The 19,443-nt window shown below is 52.8% G+C and carries 16 protein-coding genes and 3 pseudogenes; 13 read left to right on the top strand and 6 right to left on the bottom strand.

Going from position 1 to position 19,443, the window contains the following annotated elements; genetic code table 11:
* The 4 genes from BW974_RS26225 to BW974_RS16365 form a co-directional block, all read left to right on the top strand.
* Positions 1-221, top strand: a 221-nt coding sequence (locus tag BW974_RS26225) for a hypothetical protein (RefSeq protein WP_217694346.1), incomplete at its 5' end; no start/stop codon positions are given.
* Positions 222-338: 117 nt separating this feature from the next.
* Entirely contained in the window at positions 339-1,235 is an 897-nt protein-coding gene (locus BW974_RS16380; RefSeq protein ID WP_084186327.1) for a prephenate dehydratase, read from the top strand.
* Between the two features lie 1,125 nt (positions 1,236-2,360).
* Positions 2,361-2,804, top strand: coding sequence for a hypothetical protein (locus BW974_RS16370; RefSeq protein ID WP_139328902.1), 444 nt, complete (start codon positions 2,361-2,363; stop codon positions 2,802-2,804).
* 54 nt (positions 2,805-2,858) lie between these two features.
* Positions 2,859-3,272, top strand: coding sequence for an FxLYD domain-containing protein (locus BW974_RS16365; RefSeq protein WP_076431300.1), 414 nt, complete (start codon positions 2,859-2,861; stop codon positions 3,270-3,272).
* A 151-nt stretch (positions 3,273-3,423) separates the two neighbouring features.
* On the opposite strand, the gene BW974_RS26600 is transcribed toward BW974_RS16365, so the two are convergent.
* Both BW974_RS26600 and BW974_RS25800 read right to left on the bottom strand, forming a co-directional pair.
* Complete coding sequence (locus BW974_RS26600) at positions 3,424-3,687, bottom strand: hypothetical protein (RefSeq protein WP_245800158.1); 264 nt, start codon at positions 3,685-3,687, stop codon at positions 3,424-3,426.
* Between the two features lie 66 nt (positions 3,688-3,753).
* Positions 3,754-3,927 carry a DUF8139 family protein gene (locus BW974_RS25800; protein ID WP_175609720.1) on the bottom strand — a complete coding sequence of 58 codons (174 nt, stop codon included), beginning with the start codon at positions 3,925-3,927 and terminating at the stop codon, positions 3,754-3,756.
* A 59-nt stretch (positions 3,928-3,986) separates the two neighbouring features.
* Between BW974_RS25800 and BW974_RS16350 the strand changes: the two genes are divergently transcribed.
* Positions 3,987-5,393, top strand: a complete 1,407-nt coding sequence (locus tag BW974_RS16350; protein WP_076431298.1) for an FAD-dependent oxidoreductase — start codon at positions 3,987-3,989, stop codon at positions 5,391-5,393.
* 852 nt (positions 5,394-6,245) lie between these two features.
* Positions 6,246-6,755, top strand: a complete 510-nt coding sequence (locus BW974_RS25795) for a hypothetical protein (RefSeq protein WP_076431297.1) — start codon at positions 6,246-6,248, stop codon at positions 6,753-6,755.
* A gap of 1,018 nt (positions 6,756-7,773) precedes the next feature.
* Here BW974_RS25795 and BW974_RS16335 read toward each other — a convergent pair.
* From BW974_RS16335 to BW974_RS26595, 3 genes and pseudogenes are all read right to left on the bottom strand, one after another.
* Positions 7,774-9,057 carry a cytosine deaminase gene (locus BW974_RS16335; protein ID WP_076431295.1) on the bottom strand — a complete coding sequence of 428 codons (1,284 nt, stop codon included), beginning with the start codon at positions 9,055-9,057 and terminating at the stop codon, positions 7,774-7,776.
* Positions 9,058-9,291: 234 nt separating this feature from the next.
* On the bottom strand, positions 9,292-9,453 hold the full coding sequence (locus BW974_RS16330; RefSeq protein ID WP_084186325.1) for a DUF1059 domain-containing protein: 162 nt from the start codon (positions 9,451-9,453) through the stop codon (positions 9,292-9,294).
* Positions 9,454-10,369: 916 nt separating this feature from the next.
* Positions 10,370-10,492, bottom strand: a pseudogene (locus BW974_RS26595) (RNA-guided endonuclease TnpB family protein); the annotation flags it as partial.
* Positions 10,493-10,657: 165 nt separating this feature from the next.
* On the opposite strand from BW974_RS26595, the gene BW974_RS16325 reads away from it, so the two are divergent.
* The 7 genes and pseudogenes from BW974_RS16325 (at position 10,658) to BW974_RS16300 (ending at position 18,497) form a co-directional block, all read left to right on the top strand.
* Complete coding sequence (locus BW974_RS16325) at positions 10,658-11,440, top strand: S1C family serine protease (protein WP_076431294.1); 783 nt, start codon at positions 10,658-10,660, stop codon at positions 11,438-11,440.
* 266 nt (positions 11,441-11,706) lie between these two features.
* Positions 11,707-11,844, top strand: a pseudogene (locus BW974_RS27530) (DUF7437 domain-containing protein); the annotation flags it as partial.
* A gap of 57 nt (positions 11,845-11,901) precedes the next feature.
* Positions 11,902-12,583: pseudogene (locus BW974_RS16320) on the top strand (AAA family ATPase); the annotation flags it as partial.
* A gap of 517 nt (positions 12,584-13,100) precedes the next feature.
* A complete protein-coding gene (locus BW974_RS16315) occupies positions 13,101-14,345 on the top strand; it encodes an outer membrane protein assembly factor BamB family protein (RefSeq protein ID WP_175609719.1) in 1,245 nt (414 codons plus the stop codon).
* 5 nt (positions 14,346-14,350) lie between these two features.
* On the top strand, positions 14,351-15,748 hold the full coding sequence (locus BW974_RS16310) for a hypothetical protein (RefSeq protein ID WP_139328901.1): 1,398 nt from the start codon (positions 14,351-14,353) through the stop codon (positions 15,746-15,748).
* A 548-nt stretch (positions 15,749-16,296) separates the two neighbouring features.
* Positions 16,297-17,103, top strand: coding sequence for a diadenylate cyclase domain-containing protein (locus BW974_RS16305; protein WP_076431291.1), 807 nt, complete (start codon positions 16,297-16,299; stop codon positions 17,101-17,103).
* 329 nt (positions 17,104-17,432) lie between these two features.
* Entirely contained in the window at positions 17,433-18,497 is a 1,065-nt protein-coding gene (locus BW974_RS16300; RefSeq protein WP_076431290.1) for a saccharopine dehydrogenase family protein, read from the top strand.
* 70 nt (positions 18,498-18,567) lie between these two features.
* Here the strand turns inward: BW974_RS16300 and BW974_RS16295 are convergent, their stop codons facing one another.
* Complete coding sequence (locus BW974_RS16295) at positions 18,568-19,413, bottom strand: DUF3891 family protein (RefSeq protein ID WP_076431289.1); 846 nt, start codon at positions 19,411-19,413, stop codon at positions 18,568-18,570.
* Between the last annotated feature and the right edge of the window lie 30 nt (positions 19,414-19,443).

Raw genomic sequence — 19,443 nt, 5'->3', positions numbered from 1 at the left:
GCCATGTGTTTGCAGAAGGCGTTGCGGTGAACATGGTGTGGGCACGTGCAGGCCATCAGGTCCTCGGTCACGTCGTCGATGGAGACAGTGTACTGGTGGTCTGCGGGATTCTCGTGGCTCTCATTGGTGACTTCTGCGAGTCCGGGGGCATCGATGTCGAAGGAGAACTGTTCGGCCTGTGCGCGTTGCTGTGCCGTCTCGTCAGCTTCCCTCTATGCTAATCGGGGTCGTCGAAATTTCATCTCGATACAATTCGAGACGTTTACAGAGGGCACTGGCCAATTTCATATCTTCTATCAGAGAATAGGTTTAAATTCCTGTTTCCAACAATAATATCTATGGAGTTCATTGACAGACGTGAATTCTTAGCACGTACTGGTGCAGCAGTTGCAATTGGCGCCGTCGCATCTCAACAGGGAATTGCCGAAAGTGCGGAAACACCCACAGAACAGGCCGTTGGCACTCTTGGCCCAGCAGGAAGTTACTCCCATCGTGCAGCTCTACAAGTTAATAATCAGGTCAAATTCTACGAGACCATGTTTGCCGCTGCAGATGCGGTAAGCTCGGGCGAAGTACAAGCAGCTATTCTTCCGATTGAGAACTCAATCCAGGGTGCAGTTATCGATACACTGGATATTCTCGAAGATCGTGATCTCTATATTACCGCAGAGGTGAACGTTGAAATCCGCCATGCGTTGATGGCCCAATCACCTGATTTCACGAAAGTGGCAAGTCACCCGGAAGCACTTGCACAAAGTAGTGATTATCTTTCCAGAGAGTATCCGAATGCTGAGTTCCATGAGGTCGATAGCACCTCCGCAGGCGTTGAGTTGGCTACGACGGACGGTTCAGTTGCTGCGGTAGCCCATCCTGATCTCGCAGAGAAAAATGATCTTGAGTTGCTTGCAACAGATATTCAAAACGTATCAAATAACGTAACTCGATTTATCCGCCTCGAGACGGAACCTGCGACTGAGGGTACAAAATCAACACTGCTTCTGTATCCTGGTCGAGAGCCTCCTGCCTTGTCCAGCGATGTTTTGGACATCTTGAGAGATGCGGATATCGACTTTACGCGCTTCGAGGCACGTCCTTCGACGAAAGCACTCGGAGACTATGTCTTCCATGCAGATTTTGAAGACGGAGATCCAGAAGCTGTGATAGATGCCATAGAACCTGCGTTTGACTGGGTTCAGTATCTTGGCACCTATGATTTAATTATGGATTGCCGCTGACGCTCGCCGGGGAGATAAATATATGCTAAGTGAAGAATTAGCATATCTAACTCATGAGATAGAGAAATTATCGTGCTAACATGGGATATTTATGATCTCAAGAATACCAATATTATACTAAAAACAAACATAATATCTAACAATTAAGATTGCGTATGTATTCTCATGATTCAAAATCGAATCAATACGCTTGGAACGTGGATCGATAACCAATCACCAGTCGTCCGAATCGTTGCATTCATTGGCTGACTCGTTGCATTCCGGCTTGCGCAGATGGGTACCTACGTTGCTGAGGGAGTGGGTGATGTAGGACTCGTGCTCGTTGGTATTCCTGTCATTGTCGTTGCCCTCCTATCGTTGTATGTCGTCTTCGTCACTGCTCGCTCATTCTGGCGTGTTTTCACGTGATACATGCAGTTCTCTATGCGAAAGGGTTTAGCCCTACGCTTTCCCGGGATTTGAAGTTAGTCGTCATTGGCTTCGCGAGGGTCCATAACAAACTCGTAGAGCCCGCGAGTACAGCGTCGAATCCATCCCGCATTGGTCAGTTCGCGTAGGTAGAACTCAACATTGCCTTTGGTAATCCCGGTTGTTTCTTGCACTGATCGAGGAGTATGTCGTCCCCATGGGTGATTGGTTTCTCGCCCGGCTTTGAATGCATCTAATACTTTATCTGCATCTCCAGTCGGTTCGAAGTTCTCATTTACGGATCCACGCGACATTTTCATCACCTGGATTACTAATAGGTTCTACTTGGTTATCTACTTTCCTTCTCAATAAGGAATTCACTTTGAACTACAAACGTTTATTATGGTAGATGACGTACATGTATCTTGAGGAGAGATGAAGGGCATGGTCCCTCACCGCTCCACAATTAACAAATGAATCGGGAGGCGGGCGACCTGCAAAGGTTTGTGCCAATGAACGATCAGGGTGGGCTAATCCCGTAGGAGTCACACCGCGATGCGGTCACTGGCGATGACAGGCGGGCGGCAACCACCATCCGGAGAACTAAGAGAATAGCTTGGCGCGTACCCACATGTATGTGTGTTCTCACCGATGTTCGTACTCCGTCCAGCGATTTTAGATAAACCTCAGAATTCAACTCTCCAATAGGTGGCATTAATGACTGACAAACAACACAACTCACAATCTGACTACGACCGCGGCTACGACGAGGGATACGACCAGGCTCGGCGTCACACTCGACAGTCGACCCGCCGGGGGACGCTGGCCGCCATCGTCGGAGCACTCATTACCGTCTTACTAGCGTTGCTGGTGCTCTTGGTCGTCTTCTTCGGGGGGATTTGGCTCGGCTCGCTCGTGACCGACGAGCCGATCGACGCGCCAGTCGCACCGGTCGTCCCCGCAAACGCAGGTGCCGATGGCGATGTAACGATCGTCGAAGGCGATACCACAGTGACGATTGCCGGGACTGGTGCGGCAACGGTGCCGACGCCGGTTGGTGACTATAGTATCGTGGTAGAACCGACGACGATTACGGTACCGACAAACGGTGACCTTTCGAAACTCGCGGTGCGAACCGGGGGGGTCACCATCCATCACTAATCCATTCATTTCAGTACTCTCGTCCGCGGTTTAAGACGGGAGACAAGGATAAAAATGCAACGCAGACAATTCCTCCAGACACTCGGGGCAAGTGTGCTCAGCACCTCGTCACTCGGGACAGTCGGGGCATGCAAACACAAACATCGACGGCACCGCAAACAGACCAAACAGCACAACACGGCGCCACACACAGTCATCCGCGGCGATTCGTGGGGTGTCGTCGATACATTACTCGGCGAGAAGGACTACGCCATCACGGGTGAGGTTGAATGGACAGGCCGCTTTCGGGCTGATGTGTTTGTTACGGCGACGTTTTACAATCGCCGCGGGCACGTGTTGTCATCCGACGGCATCGACTCGCTGACTCTCGGCCCCAACGAGGTTGGTGGTTTCCAAATCGATTATCTCAATGACGGCCCCGAGCGAGTCGCCGACTACCAGCTGACTACGGAGGTGTTCCGCGTATGAACGCCGTGGCCGCACAGTGATTTCGAGGACAGTGCCACAACCCATACACGGTCGTTCAATCGTCTCCACGGATATTGTGTTCGTCTACTCTACCGTGAGCGGTACGCTGGGAGATCTTGGAATCGCTGCCATCTCGGTTCCAAACTCCTCGCTAGCGCGCATAGAGCAATTCGCTCTCACCATCATCATAATCACTCTCGGGTCCACCGATGAAGAAATCTAGCTCTCGGGGAATGCTACCGACCGCAATCGTCTCCGGAGAGTGTCTGTCATAGTCGAATTCTTCCATAGCATTGAAGCTCTCGAATGCGAGGATATCATCGACATCGCTCTCTTGGGTGACTTTCTTGGTTGGGTTCACAAAATTTCCCGAGCCACGCACTGCAAAGGCGATTTTCGTTGACTTTGAGTGCATCTCGGATCTGTGGCCACGTAGGTTTGCGTTCGTTATTGGCCATTGCAGTGAAGTATCGGTAATTGGTTACTGTGATACCGGTACCAAGTCACGATGCCGGAACCAGACATCGATTTCCTCACCATCGGTTTCGATGCGGTAGCTATAGGAGTCCAGTTCGCACCGGGTCTCGTCTCCGAGAGTGTCCTGCAGGACGTCGGTGATGGTGCCTTCTTTCCCGTGGTGTTCGGAGGCCGCCAATGTGGAATCGAACCCTATACTAACATCCTGTTTATGTCTCTTCCCGTCAAGTCAACTTTATGAGTACATTCGTTGTCGTTGGTGGTGACGCTGCCGGGATGTCGGCAGCTAGCAAGGCAAAACGCGACAATCCAGATTTCGACGTCGTTGTATTCGAGCGGGGGAAGTGGGTCTCGTACGGGGCGTGCGGCCTGCCATACTACATTAAAGGCGAGATCCAGTCACTCGAAGATCTCGTCTCGGTCACACCCGAACAGTTTCGGGCGGAACGGAATATCGATCTAAGAACGGGACACGACGTCGTCGATATTGACCCGAATACTCGAACCGTGACGGCACGCGGCGATGACGGAGAAGTAGTACAAGAGTACGATCACTTGCTTGTGGCGACTGGCGCGGCTGCAATCACACCCCCGATTGATGGGCGTGACCGTACGGGCGTCTACACGCTTGGATCAATGTCCGATGGAAAGGAGTTACGTGAGTACGTGGGTCGAGCCCGGAGCGACGGGGATCTCCAACAACCCGACCGTGGCCCCGCTTGTCAGTTCCTCGAAACCTGCAATGGGCCTGTCGGCATCGTCGGCGGTGGATATATTGGCATCGAAATGGCAGAAGCGCTTGCCGCAAACGATTTTGAGGTACATCTTTTCCAGCGTGGCGATCGAGTGCTGAAACAGTTTAGTGCGGCCACGAGTGAGACTGTCCTTGACCATCTCGATGACCAAGACGTAGCAGTCTATCTTAACACAGAAGTGCAAGAAATCGATGGTAATGATGCAGTTGAAGCAGTCGTAACAACGGACGATCGGGTTCCCGTTGAGATGGTACTCATTGGAACTGGAGTCCGTCCGCGAACGGAGCTAGCCAAGGCTACCGGAATCGAACTTGGCGACACAGGCGCAATTGCGACCGACCGATATCAAGCCACGAACCTTCCAGACGTGTATGCAGCAGGCGATTGTGCAGAGGCCGAGCACGTTGTTACTGGTGAGCCGGTGTACATTCCTCTTGCATTAACTGCGAACCGACATGGTCGAGCGGTCGGCCAGACAGTTGCTGGTACCCCAACCGAAGGCGGTGATGTTGCAGGGACAGCTGCGGTCAAAGCGTTCAACCTTGAGGCTGCTCGCACCGGGTTGCTTGACCATGAGGCCCGCAAGGCCGGCTTCGACCCGATGATGGAGACAATCGACGCGAAGTCACGTGCTGGCTATTATCCCGAGGGAGGGACGGTGCGAGTGACACTTGCTATTGACCGGCCATCTGGTCGTGTCTTAGGTGGAAGTCTCGTCTCCGAGTACGGCGAAGGTGCCGTCCACCGCAGCCACGCGCTCGTCAGTGCAGTCACCAAAGGCATCACAGTTGACGAACTCTCGAACTACGACTTAGCGTATGCGCCGCCATTCAATACAACCTGGGACCCCGTCTTGACAGCGGCGAAAGTGCTCGGCGGGAAACGGTGAGTACATCCTGAGAGACCAAATGAGCATCCATTTCGATCCGAGTATTGGACCTAGATGTTTGCTAGTGACAGCACCGAGTCTGAATGGAATGTCAAAGTAACGTTTGTTAATCGTCGCTCTTACAGACCAACGGTATCTGATACACGGGGTATGTACGTGCTTCGAAGTTAGTGGTGAAACTACTATAGTCTAAACTCGAATAGTCTCATTCCTAATTTGGGGGTTCGAGAGCGATGTGGGTGGCGCACGCTTCGAATTCACCGACATCGATACCGTCGCTGATTGAGATTTGGAACGTTCGTGTAGCACACGGTCGTACCTAACGGGGATACTTTCTTGCCACCGCAAAGTTTGTGATCGAAAATTATTGAATAAGTGGCCATTCTCTTGATGGGATATCTGAGAAAACAGTAGTGAATTTAGATTTGTTTGGGAGAATCGGAACCGTCTTAAACCATTATTAAGAACCGATGTACGGTGACCTATGGCTCTACGCCGCGTGCTCCCATCGCCGACTCGCATGCTGACGCTCTCGCTCATCGCAGGACTTCTCCTCACCGGCAGTTTCGATCCATTCACGGGTAGTACTGGTGACGCACGGCTACCACCCCCGACGACCACAGACGACGGGGAAACGAACGTCTCGTTCCAGTGTTATCAGGCGACGATCGAGACGAATACGTCCGTCACAGCGATCCTACACTTCCCAGACGGCAGTCGACAGCAGTCCATGCTCTCGCCGGGGACTCACACCGTCCAGGGTACAGGGGACAACAGTGGAAAACCACTCACAGCGATCACCATCGATAGCGAAAACTCGGTACTGCGGTACGACAATCCGCGGTATCCGGGGTGCGAACAAACTACTACTGCAACGACTACCGCGACCAGTACGACCACCACGACGGAAACGACGACCTCGACGACTGCGACGACCACAACCAGTACGACCACCACGACGACCACAACCAACACTACGACACCAACTACGACAACACCGCAACCAACTACGACCTCGACAACATCTACGATACAGACAACGACCACAGCCACGACATTACCCGCCACTACATCGACATCCTCCACAGTCACGGAGACGATTATGACGACGACCGAGACGCCTTCCACACAGTCATCCACGGTATCACCGTCATCGACGCCAACGGCGACATCAAATGCCTCGCCAACGACCACGACGAGGAAGACGGCGGAAACGACGGGAGCGACGGAAGCGACTCAAACGACGAGTTCGGGAACCGTACGAGAATCATCGACAGTGCAAGCGGCAACGACCTTGGACGGAGAGACCGAATCGAGTGCCGGGGGAATCGACCGGCCAGATCGTGGCAACGGCGGGGATGAGAATATCGAGTGGTCGATTGGAGACGTGCTCGCGCTCTTGGCGCTTGGATTCGGCGGGACGCTCATAGCTGGGCCGAGTGTCTACTCCCGCGTGGCTGCGTGGTTGCAGAACTGAGTGACGAATCAGGAGCAGAGGGAATGGCTGGCGGAGTTCCCTCTTCCCCTGAGGGTTCTGACCGAGGAGGTTTTCGACCGTCTGGCAGGGTCACGTGACCGTTCTCGGATTTGTGACGTGTTGAGTGCGTCGCTGTCAGTAGTGGCGAGGGCACCCAGGATGTTGCGCCGCAATCCAGGCTGTGAGACTAATGCCGATTGTCGTGCCAACAATCCATCCGAGTGGTCCCATCTCTTAACAAACCGAGATGACATGACATAAACCATCTAGGCGACCTCTCCCCCAACTGCATTGCTGAAACGTATGTACTAGGTTTTGAATAGCAAAGGTGCGCCCAGCGGGTTCACTCTGCTCGGAAGCCTATCTTTACAGGCTATGCCTCCTTGGCATCACCATTGTGGCTGTCCGCATCATCGCCGTGGTCACCTGTGCCCGTGGTGCGATAGCCCGGAGTACTGGCCCCAGACACGAGATGAGTGGGAAGAACCACCACGGGTGGAGACTGAACCCAGCTCACAACAACTTGCCGACCTGCGGAAAGCAATCGAACGGCTCAATGAGCGGATGTAAGAGAGCGCGAGGAGAGGGAGGCGAGTTCGTCCAGGAACGGAAGCCAGCGGATGTACTCGAGATCATGGAACCGCTCGAACCCTATCTGGTGAGCAAGATAGCGAAGAAGCTTAGATAGCCAAGTCGGACAGCGTACGAGGTTCTGAACAGGCTTGCCAAAGAGGGAGAAATTCGCAAGAAGAAGCCCAAAGCGCATCGGACGATCTGGATTCGAACGGAACGAGGGACATTTACAGATATATTAGCGGTTGGAGGTCATCGATGTGCATTTAGAGTGGATGCTGACAGTATCCATTGCGAATCGTAGATTTCAATCTTCAGTAAGGAGGGCTATCATCGGTGAAAATCAATATTTTGTCCATGATTTTCTCGGTATACCGTCGTCTCAGCAGGGTTCGTCTGAGCGATTGGTCGACCTTCCTTGAGGACAAGTGTTCGCGATGCGCGTGTACGGAGCGCATTGAACGGATCTAGACTGTCGAAGACGACAAGCGAACCGTCGGTACCCTCTGTAAGACCGTAATCAGTTGCGCCGAATACCTCGGCGTTCGCCGCTGTGAGCATTTCCCAAAGCACTGCAACATCGTCATATCCACTCATATGAGCGTAATGAAGTAAGATGAAAGCTGCGTCCAGTTGGTCGCCAACACCGTAGTGATACCACGGATCCATCACGGAATCGTGCCCGATACCGACGGTTACACCCGCCTCCCGAAGTTGGTCAATTCGAGTATGTCCACGACGTCGTGGATAACTATCATACCGGCCTTGGAGAACTGCGTTATCCGGTGGGTTCGTAACAACAGTCACTCCACTCTCTGCGAGGAGATTTATCAGTTTGTCGGCGTAGGCATTCGAGTACGAGTGCATCGCCGTTGTGTGGCTAGCTGTCGTACGGCTCCCCAAGTCTCGCTTCAGTGCCTCACTCGCTAGCACTTCTGTAAATCGTGATTGTGGATCATCAGTCTCGTCGATGTGGAGATCAAGTAGGAGGTCGTGACGCTCGGCGATGTCGACTGCAGTCTGCACATCTTTGACGCCATCTTCGCGAGTATGCTCATTGTGAGGAATCCCCCCAACCACGTCCACTCCCATCTCGATTGCCTCATAGAGCAGATCAAGATGGTTCTCGTCAGTAAATAGGCCATCTTGTGGGAAAGCGACTATCTGGAGGTCGATGATGTCGGCTACTTCTTCGCGGAGTTCGAGCAATGCTTCGACACTCGTGAGTGTTTGTTCTGTGGTGTCAGCGTGCGTTCGAACGCGTGTAATTCCGTGGGCAACCAACCACTCAACAGTACGTGTTGCTCGTTCCTTCAAATCCTCTCTGCCGAGAGTGGTCTTTCTGTCGGCCCAAATCTCGATCCCTTCTGCAAGCGTTCCTGATTGATTCCATCGCGGATCGCCAGCCGTCCCTGTTGCGTCGAGGTGGATGTGGGGTTCGATGAGTGGTGGTGTTACAAGTCGCCCCTTTGCATCGTACCGCAAGTCATCGTCAAAGGCATCTGTATCTCCCTCACCAGCGTCGACGATGTGCGTGATGTCACCATCGCGTATTTCGATGTCAACTTTCGAGCCAGCAAGCGTTGTCCCGTTTGTCACGAGGAAGTCGTTCATGCTAGATATGGTGTTTCCAGCGGCTAAAATTGTCCGACTATTTCTCTTTATCGAAGGTTTTCCAACAAGGGTAATCACCTGTTTTGGCCCATTTCCTCCTGTGCTTTTCGAAGTATCGTTCCAATGTTCGGTGGTGCAACGAACTTGTTCGAATACGGTTGATTCACCAAGATAGTGTAAGAAGAACTCTATTCGGCACAGGAGTACAAGAAGTTGAGTAACGGATGACTGGTTCTATGTTTCTTCTATGTTTTCTCGAACCATGCTTTCTTTTACATCCATATCAGGATGCTCGGCATCTGCATGTTCTTGGACTTGCTCAAGCACTTCTTCTTCAGTTACACCATCCGCGGTAAAGTCACACCCCTCGACCACACAGCTAAATTGTCGTGGCATACTGCCAGCTAGTCCAGTCAATGCTATCAAACTACTGGCAGCCAGAAGCTGTTTCAATCGACTGTTTTAATGGAGGAAATAAATCACCGAGATTTCTATTCAAGATGAGTGATATCAGTATACGATGACCAGCTATAGAATACACGTTCAGACGAAGAAGGCTCGCAGAAAAACCGTTCAAGAACCTTCATTAGTTCAGTCTCGACTTCCGACGCCTGTAGAATTTTGATCTCGTTAGCTTACGGTGTACGATAATGAGAAACAGTGTATCTGTGTGGAATACGGCGACCGAACTCCACGTTCGAAATCTCCGGGAAAAGTCGGAAAGCAATCACCAATTATTCTCTCGTCACGTTCTGTGTTGTGGACATACTCTCCCAGGAGAGGGGACGACACATTGGCATGGTTCATCGGATGCGTGATCAATGTATCCACAGATCGGTTGTCCGATCGAGTTTGTTGGGTTACTTCGAGGCATAATTACTATACTGGGTTGGATAATATATTCATTTTCGAGTTTTATTGAGGTATGTCTGACTTCCGTCTAACGACGGTCGGTGAAAGTATATATTTCAAATGTCATTAATATCCAGTTGCCACTTGCGCCAGCAACAATTGTACTAGCACCGATAAGGAATGATTCGCGGTTATTAGATGGCAGACAGTGGAATCAATGAAAACATGTTCTTTTCGAATTCACCAAAGAAAAAGAGAGAATGTCAGTAATTTAGTGACCTACATACTATCGACTGAATAACTATAGTTCAGAAATTTAAAAGATGGGGCTATCTTGCTGGAGCACATATCGATGAAGGACACAGAACATGTTCCGGGCTAAGATTTGTTTCGATTTACAAAAGGACTGCATATTGAGCGAAATCACATCACTAAGTGATCAACCATTTAATATTACACAACGGATATCGGTCAAGTCCTCAAACGCGATATTCGAACAGCCGCGTTCGTCGGCTTCGTCAACCAGTTCGTTCGACACGTAGTGAAGAAGTTGCTCAGAGCGGCCCTTCTCTTTCCGACCGACGCAGTTCATCCGATGGATGAAGAAGTTCTTCATTTGTGAAGGGAGTCTCACAGCCACAAACCTTTGGGATAGACCTGTCTAGTTCTAGTGGATGAGAATGAGCTTGAGGCGAGTGAAAAGACGCCCAAGGCGACCGAATTTATCCGTCATATTCGGTGATAAACGATGGAGTTTGGGTGGATGATCCCTTCCTATACCCGAAGAGAGGTTCTCCGCGTGGCTGGCCTCGCTTCCGTCTCCCCTTTTTCTAGCGGTATCGGAAGTGGTCGATGTGCCGAACCCCCTGCAACCGAGGATCGGACCACTGCTGTCGGCGATTTCGACCCGTTCCCCGAGAAAGTCCGCGACCGAGCCCGAACGCTCGGGGAAACAGTGCAGAAATCGGTTGTCCGAATATCGACTGATTCTGGGGGTGGGACGGGGTGGATCATCGATAGTGGATACATCCTTACCAATTCTCATGTTGTTCAAGAGGCGCCATCGGTAGCGATCGAAACATTCGATAACCGCACGGGAATGGCTACTCGTGTCGGGTTTCACCGGGATTTCTTTCCGGATATCGCCCTGCTCAAGACGGATCTCGAAACCCCCACTCCACTTTCACTGGCGAGAAACACACATTCCTCTCCAAACGATGTATTGCTCGCGGTCGGCCATCCAAAAATGGTAGGTAACTGGGTGATATCGCTGGGTCGGTACGACTGCTATAACCCACATTCGGATTGGATAGAAGCGACAATTCCGATCGGAGATGGTAACAGCGGCTCACCGCTGCTAACGATGGACGGGGATGTTATCGGCTGTGTCAATGGAACAACTCGGGAGAACCACGCGATAGCGCGTGAAAATCGACCGAAAACCGTGTACACCGCCTTCCCGAGACGACTAACAGTCGCAACAGCAACACCAGCAGATACGATCACGAAATGGGTATCGAGGTGGCGATGAACTTGCAGCGGATCTCGACAACTCGTCTACAACGATCTACGAAGATGTGAATCAACTCACCGACATGGGTCTGTTTGAACGCGTGACCGATATCGAGCGCCGCATCTCTCGATCACTGTTGAGGCTGATGAGGGCTCGTATGAAATCACTCCAACTTTGATTGCCGCTCTCGCCCGCAGCACGGACAATCAAAATCTCGACCTCTACCGCGATCGTCATGGAACTGCAGGACTCGCAATCGCGACCGAGTATGCACACGTGCGTACGTCAAGGGCAAGATGACGTCGCGAATTATGGCTCGTGAGTTGGATCTCTCGGTGCTCGAGGCCGAAACCATCCTTCAAGAACTCCGTGAGATCCTTCTCGATCTGGAACCAGAAGTCGGCACTGAACCAGATAATTAGTAAATTCACGATTTAGATAATTGCCATGATTATCATCTACTGGCTCTAAATAGCCGTATGGCCCCACCGCGGTTCGTCAATCGAGAAAAAGAACTCGACATGTTACGATTGCAATTTCAACGTGATACTGCCGATTTGAGCGTGATCTATGGACATCGCCGACTCGGCAAAAGCGCACTTGTTCGTGAGGCAATCGACAACATCGATAATGCCGTCTACTGGCAGGCAACCGGGGAAACACCGGAAGCCCAGCTCACTAACTTTGTCGAGACAGCGAGCGAAGTGTTTCCGATCGTGGCTGATATCCAACGTGATTGGGAGGCACTACTACGCGCGCTTGGTCGAGAGGATGCGATCGTCGTCCTCGACGAATTCCCTTATCTCATTCAGTCGGATGATGCGCTTCCTTCGAAGATTCAACGCGTGTGGGATCTGCAACTCGAAGAGACGGGAATGACACTTGTCCTCGTTGGATCTTCCATCAGCATTATGGAAGACAAAGTTCTCAGTGGCGGAAGTCCGCTGTACGGCCGTCGGACGGCCGCAATTGATCTACCACCGCTTTCGCTGGCCGATGCGCGGCAGTTCTATCCAACTGATGATCCCGATACGATGATTCAATATTGGGGCGTTTTTGATGGGACACCCTACTATCTGCGAGCACTCACACAGTCGGCGTCGCTTGCAGAGAACATCCAGTCTCATATTCTCGGAACATGGTGTTCTTCACAATGAACCCCACCGTGCTACTTTGCTCGGTGGCGTCACCGGATCGATTCGGAAGTGTCTGCAGAAGACGGTTCGTAGCGTTATCGTTTGTCGGTTGTACGGTTAGCTCTACTGCTTGATTCTCCAAGTTCTTCGTCCATCGTGGCAGCATAGAGGATATGTTCCCCCAATTTTCAGTGCTGACAGTGAAAACGAATATCACTCCCTGCGGGCAGACGTCTAGACCGAACCGATAGAGGCTGGAAGCGGCCGTGAATGAGTACGTAACAGTACCCCACGACGTTGCCTGCGAAGGTGCTGCATCGAAGGAGGCGGTTCGTGTGGGTGAGGGTCGTCCAAAACCGTTTTGGGTAAAAATAGTGACTACAAGCGTCTCCTACGGTTGGGTAATCTGCTCATAACTAATTAAAATCTAACTTGAAATAATATCGATGAAGGAGAAAAAATACAATAACAAGAGAAAAAAGAGTAATAAAAACCGCTTAAACAGCTCACGACGTACGTTTCTCATTAGCATCTCAGCAGGTTTGTACGTATCAACCACCGCAGCATCTCATAGCGCTGATCACACCGTCACGGCACTGTCGGGGCCGCAACAAACTGCCCAGCCCTCGCAACTCGGCGCTGATGATTGGCCCTCTTTTCAACGCGATACCCGAAATACGGGGCACAATGCGGGTGCGGTCGGCGTTTTGGAAGAACCGGAGACGAACAGTACCAAGATAGTGGATTCGAACCTCCGGCTTTCGGCGACGGCGATTCGGAATGACTCGATATATCTCGTGGGTGAAAATTCGGTCGTCCAAAAGATCGACCAGTCGACGAAAGAAGTCGAGTGGACGGCGGATCTCGGCACTGACTACGATTCGTACGATCCGAATCCGTCCCTCGGTAGTTCGACGCTCCTCATTTCGGGAACGGATATGGTTACCGCACTCGATCCGAGTGATGGGGATGTTCGGTGGGAGTACGGATTTTCCGGGGACGAGGCATCATCAGTAACGGTCGGTAACGGTGTCGCGTATCTCAAGACGATACGCGAAAGTCGGTCGCGAAACGGCGAGTTGGGTACGTTCCATGCGGTGGATGTAGAGACGGGCGACCTCCTGTGGCGGACATCGTTTTCCCCATCGTCGGGACAGGTGAGTCCATCCACCCGAACTCAGATTCCTGCCGTCGCCGATGGAGTCGCGTATTTCACAGGACTCAACACTCTCAATGCACTCGATGTGGAAACCGGAGAGGAACTGTGGACATACACCGCACGGGACTTGATCGGCCATGCTCCAACCGTTGCCAACGGGAACGTGTACGTCCACGGGTTGAACGCGCTTGCCATCGACGCAACCGAGGGAACGAAAGTGTGGGAAACGGAGCTCGACGCTCGAATGTTCGCCCGGTCACCTGCCGTTGCGAATGGTATCGTGTTCTACATCAACATCAACCACCCGACGCTGTGGGCGCTTGATGCTAAGACTGGCGAGATGCTGTGGACATTCGAGAAAGAGTGCGATGGTGGCGTAACCAGCGCACCTGCCCTCACGAGCGATGCCGTATACATGGCATATCGTTGTTACCATCGACGACCCAGCGGCCCGACTCACATCGACGATCGAGTACAGGCCTGGGATCTCGAAAGCGGCTGTTGTCTCTGGAGTAAAGCAGTCGCTCATGATGGCTATTGGCAAGCGCCTGCCGTCGTAAACGACACCCTCTATGTCACCGGTCGGGGCGGCGAACTTCACGAACTGACGAATCAATCGGACGACTAAGACAAATGTCGACAATGAAAAACGAAGAAACTTACCCATCCGTTATCGAATCGTCATCCGACTCCCCTCGACAAGTCCAGCAACAGCTCGGTCAACTCGGTGGCTATCCAATCGCTGTCGATGAAAGCCGGTATGATCGAGTCATCGACGTCGTTGAGGCCGGAGCAGACAATACCGGGGGAACGTCCATCGTTCCGCTTCTCCAGCAACTCAAGGGAGACAACACACTTCTGAAGTTTCCACCAGGGCGATATTATATGGACGACGAAGTTCGGCTCACGGGCTTCGTAAACTTCGGTGTGATCGCGCCGAACGGAGCAACGCTTGTCCCCGCGGACTACGAAACGTTCAACGCAGCTAATCGACGATTGTTCCGGCTTGGCGTCTATTATGCCCCCGGGCGTGACCTCCGCTTCGGCGGGTTTTCGATCGATCAGCGTGCGCCAAACACCGGAATCCGTGTATTGGAAGCGGAAATCGCAGACGGATTGGACGTTCGAAACGTCGAAGTGATCGGTCAACACTCGAGTGGGACGGGCGGGCCCGGGCTGTTCAATATCACGGATCCGGCTGGAAGCGGAACCGTCGAACGGTTCTGGGCACAATCCGGATCGGTTCCCCAAAGCCAAACGCCGAGATACCAAGTGGACCCCGAGTATTGGGGACCGACCGGTATCCTTAGTACCGCGGCACATCAGGGAACCATCACCTACCGTGCGTGTCGGCTGGGGTCGTTCGCCGACAACGGGCTGTATTGCGTGACCACCGGCACGACGAACGTTTCCGGCGGTATTTATCAGAACAGTCACAACTCACAAGTCAGGCTGGGTGGCGTAACCGGGACGATTCAGAACGTGACGGTGCGGGTCGACAGACAACGCGACCCTGGCCCCTCTGAACAGCGTGGGATCCGTATTCAGAGTGGCTCTAACTACGTTATCGATAATGCGACCGTCACCATGCCCCAGCCGAGTAACCTCGGCATCACCATCATGGATGACAACTCCTCGACGACGATCAGAAATAGCTCCGTTTCCATGGGGTCGGTCAGCGGAAAACACGGGATCGTCATCTATTCCGGTGCTGGTACCGTGACCGTTTCGAACACAACCGTCACGATGAATGGGAGTGCGAATGCAGTTCAAGTCAACGGAGAAGCGAACGCCTCGAACGTCCTTCTCGATGGAATAACCGTCACTGGCAACGCACCAGGTACGACCTGGCGTGAGAGTATCCGGATCGCCCGACCGGGAACTGAATTGCGAAACGTCACCGTCAACCAACCCGGGTCGGATAATCGCGACGGCGTCTTCGTCAATGCGAACAACGTCCTCGTGACAGGGGGGGGCGTTACGAAGCGACACGGTGGCCGATCCGAATCGAGCAGCAAAACGATACCGTAGATGGGGTCTATGCCGACTCTCTCGGAACGGGACCGGCCGTTCGAGTTAGTGGCAACTGTCAAAATGCCCTCGTTATAAACAGTCAACTCATCGGTGGGATTACGGGAAGTTGTCCGGGACTCACGACGTCGAACAACACTCTCTCATGAACGATGAACCATTCCGATGGTGACGTACCTTACTCGACCGTTCGCCTGACGACCAACATGTGGAAGCGGGATTTACCCGAATTGCAGGCGCTAAGGCCCCTTCCTCAAGGAGCGACCGAAGGGAGCGAGTAGGGCGGGGTAGTTCACGATCTATCGCCGAACGGTCGGTGGATGTGGCAATGCAAACAACCGTTGACTACTGCCGAGTACGTCTTGTTTTGCGGTCGATTTGCGATTTTGTAGGGAGCAGAGTGCACGGATCGGTTCTGATGCCGGTGTCGATAGCGTAGAAGAAGAGGGACAGTGAGGATTGTCCGGCCGAAACGGTGATCAAGTCTATGAACGATGCACTCTAATGGTCAGGAGTGACAGTGTAAATGAACAGTATGAATCACACAAATGACTGAGACGAAAGAGCTGTTGCAGGAGTTGGTAGCGGATGTCGATACTGTTCTCTTATTTTACCATAATAGAGAACTCTGTGAAAAATATGGAGAAGTAGTGAACACGATACTCGCTTCGAAGAAGAACGAGTTCGACTATGAACAGTACGTTGAGATACCGATTGATTTTCGAGATACAGCGGAGCTCTTTCAGTTCGGCATTAGCGGTGCGCTCAGTAATGGATACGTAACAGACGGAGAGAGTGTCATCTGTGCTACGCCGCTCTTTGGTAGCGAAGTAGACTCGTTTACGCGAGTTGTTGTTGAGAGCGAACGTGGCAGTAAACTGTATGACTTTTTCTTCGGTTCTCGAGCTGACCAGTCAGTAATCAAAGCGACACTCGAGCTAGCTATCGGACTGGGAAAAAGTGGGCAAAAAGGAGAACCCGTGGGTGCTCTTTTTTCGATCGGAAACGCCGGAACCGTGATGAATTCATCCCGTTCGTTATCGTATAATCCATTCGATCAGTCACACGTTCACGTCGGGGATCCGCTCGTCGATGTGATGCTCAAGGAGTTCTCCCGTCTCGACGGTGCCTTCATCATTTCTGATGCAGGAAAAGTCGTCAGTGCATATCAATATCTCGAACCATCGATTACCGATCTCGAAATTCCAAAAGGACTCGGAACACGCCATAGCGCGGCCGCAGCAATCACGAGCGAAACCGATGCCGTCACTATTGTTTTAAGTGAAGGGGATGGTCATGTACGAGGATTCAAAAATGGCGATTTAGTATTCAATATCGATCCAAAGAAATACTAATCGTTCCAAATTCACAATGAAATTTCAAGAGTGATCCTCATTTCGGCCACCCGCTCTTCTGCCACACTACGTGGGGTTTTCGTCATATCCTGGTCGAAACACGGTTCGTGATCACTGACTCACTCGGATCAACCGCCTTGGGCGGTTTACCACGTCCTAAACCAAGGATATCTGCTCGTGATCCCGTACAGAGGAGGAACGATAGTGTGCTGTAGCAACGTGGCCTGATTCGATCGGATATGACCCTGCACTGGATACGACGCGACCATGCAGTCGTCTCGGTATCACTCGCCATCGGAATTTTAGTGACGCGGCTTGGTCATCAAAACATGACCGACGAGTTGCTCATATACGGATCATACGGTTACACTGGTTCGTTAATCGCCAAAACAGCAGTCGACGAGGGAGAATCACCGGTTCTGGCTGGGCGCCGAGCTGAGGCCGTTGAAGCACAGGCGACCGAAATCGGGCTCGACCACCGGACGTTTAGCCTCGAACATTCGACCGTTATCGAGCAGACTGTGAGTGACTTCGATACAGTACTGAACTGTGCCGGACCGTTCTCCTCGACGGCTACCCCGTTGATCGACGCATGCGTGGAGACCGGGACGAATTATCTCGACATCGCGGGTCAAATCGACGTGCTCGAATCCATCGCAAAGCGGGATGATGATGCCGTTGAATCCGACATAACACTCCTTCCTGCAGTTGGGTTCGACGTCGTCCCGACCGACTGTCTTGCCGTCTACCTTGCCGACCGAGTCGAGTCACCGGCTCGTCTACGGCTTGCAATCGACGGCTTAGCGACCTTCTCGCCCGGAACGGGGAAATCGATAATCGAGGGGCTACGCCACCCGGGCACGATCCGCGAAAACGGCACTATACGAGACGTGCCGGCGGCGTGGAAAACCCGAGAGTTCACGTTCGATGGAATCCAGAAGAAAGCCGTCACAGTGCCGTGGGGCGATGTCTCGACTGCGTTCTATGCGACGGACGTTCCGAACATCGAAACATATGCGACGGTTCCGGAGTATGCGCTCAAAATAATGAAGCGGTCGAGGAGGTTCACCCGGGCATTCGGATCGAAACCCGTTCGAGAGGCGTCAAAGACCCTCATCGACCACGTGGTCTCCGGCCCAACCGCAGCACAGCGTGAACAAAACGTGACGCAAATCGTCGGGGAAGTCGAAACGGATGATGGTGAGCAAGCGAGTGCCCACCTACGGACGCCGGATACATATGACCTGACCGCAAAGACGGCCGTCGAATCAGCCCGTCGTGTCCTCAACAACGAAGTGGAGACAGGATTTTTGACTCCCGGTGAAGCGTTCGGTGCAGACTATATACTCATGTTTCCGGGCGTCGAACGTCGAGATATCGATTTACCGCGGTGAAGCGCCGTAGTCGGCAGGTGATATCCCCTCCGCCGTAACCGGTAACGCTTCGTTCGCTGTATGGAGCGGATTAGGCACGGAGAGTGAACTCAACCAGTTCGTACTCACCACTGTAGTACGCTCGGCGGAGGTCATCCTCCGTATCGTAGTCGCCTTTCCGGACGATTCTGGCGGGAACGAAGACGGTCAGCGGCGACTCGGCAAAGGGGTACGGATCCAGTTCGAACTCGCCGTCGCTCACGGGCCGTACCGTCACCGATATCTCCTCACCGGGTGCCGTCGGCACGGACTCGATAGTCGTCTCGGCAGGCGATTCGCTGGTTCCAAAGATGAGCGAAAGGGCGTCCCACACTTGCAAAAGTTCGTAGTTACACCACAGTCGGCTGTCCGTGTTCTCCGGCGGTTCCCCCTGCTCGTGGAGTGTGGTGAGTACCGATATATCCTCGTCAGACAGTTGTTCCTCCTTGGAACCGTTCGCTCCGTGCAGTTCGTCCGCGAGTTTCGCCTGTCGTCGTTCTTCACGGTCTACGAATTCCTTGAATGCAGTCGGCGTATCGGGCCACGACGCGGAGAGTCCGTAACGGCGGCGGCGGAGCCCCGACCCATGCATCGACGCCACGAGCCCCGAGTAGCGGTTCATTCCGACGACGGTGCTGATACCGTCGTCGTAGAATTCGATCCACTCGGTCGCGGGGACGCTCACGAAATCCACGATACCGTCGTCCCCGAGGTGCGGCGTTCGGTCGTACTCCCACCATCCGTCGTCGTGATTGGCAGCCACGAGAACCATCGCCGCAAAGGGCGTCGGGCGCTCGAACGTGTCGTTTCCCCAGTGTTCGGCGAACATTCCCGCCAACTGCGCGTGGTCGGGTTGCGTAATAAACCGGTAGTGGTCGTCCCCGTCGGCGATGAGCATCGCTCAATATTCGGTCGGAAGCGGGATAAA

Origin of the sequence: Haladaptatus litoreus (assembly GCF_900156425.1) — an archaeon.
GTDB classification, from domain to species: Archaea; Halobacteriota; Halobacteria; order Halobacteriales; family Haladaptataceae; genus Haladaptatus; species Haladaptatus litoreus.
Note: the sequence above shows the minus strand (reverse complement) of the source record. Positions and strands in the feature narration are given on the sequence as shown.

Coding starts and splice junctions, on each gene's coding strand:
- BW974_RS16380 (WP_084186327.1), top strand. CDS start 339: ATGGAGTTCATTGACAGACGTGAATTCTTAGCACGTACTGGTGCAGCA.
- BW974_RS16370 (WP_139328902.1), top strand. CDS start 2,361: ATGACTGACAAACAACACAACTCACAATCTGACTACGACCGCGGCTAC.
- BW974_RS16365 (WP_076431300.1), top strand. CDS start 2,859: ATGCAACGCAGACAATTCCTCCAGACACTCGGGGCAAGTGTGCTCAGC.
- BW974_RS26600 (WP_245800158.1), bottom strand. CDS start 3,687: ATGCACTCAAAGTCAACGAAAATCGCCTTTGCAGTGCGTGGCTCGGGA.
- BW974_RS16350 (WP_076431298.1), top strand. CDS start 3,987: ATGAGTACATTCGTTGTCGTTGGTGGTGACGCTGCCGGGATGTCGGCA.
- BW974_RS16335 (WP_076431295.1), bottom strand. CDS start 9,057: ATGAACGACTTCCTCGTGACAAACGGGACAACGCTTGCTGGCTCGAAA.
- BW974_RS16330 (WP_084186325.1), bottom strand. CDS start 9,453: ATGCCACGACAATTTAGCTGTGTGGTCGAGGGGTGTGACTTTACCGCG.
- BW974_RS16325 (WP_076431294.1), top strand. CDS start 10,658: ATGGAGTTTGGGTGGATGATCCCTTCCTATACCCGAAGAGAGGTTCTC.
- BW974_RS16310 (WP_139328901.1), top strand. CDS start 14,351: ATGTCGACAATGAAAAACGAAGAAACTTACCCATCCGTTATCGAATCG.
- BW974_RS16305 (WP_076431291.1), top strand. CDS start 16,297: ATGACTGAGACGAAAGAGCTGTTGCAGGAGTTGGTAGCGGATGTCGAT.
- BW974_RS16300 (WP_076431290.1), top strand. CDS start 17,433: ATGACCGACGAGTTGCTCATATACGGATCATACGGTTACACTGGTTCG.
- BW974_RS16295 (WP_076431289.1), bottom strand. CDS start 19,413: ATGCTCATCGCCGACGGGGACGACCACTACCGGTTTATTACGCAACCC.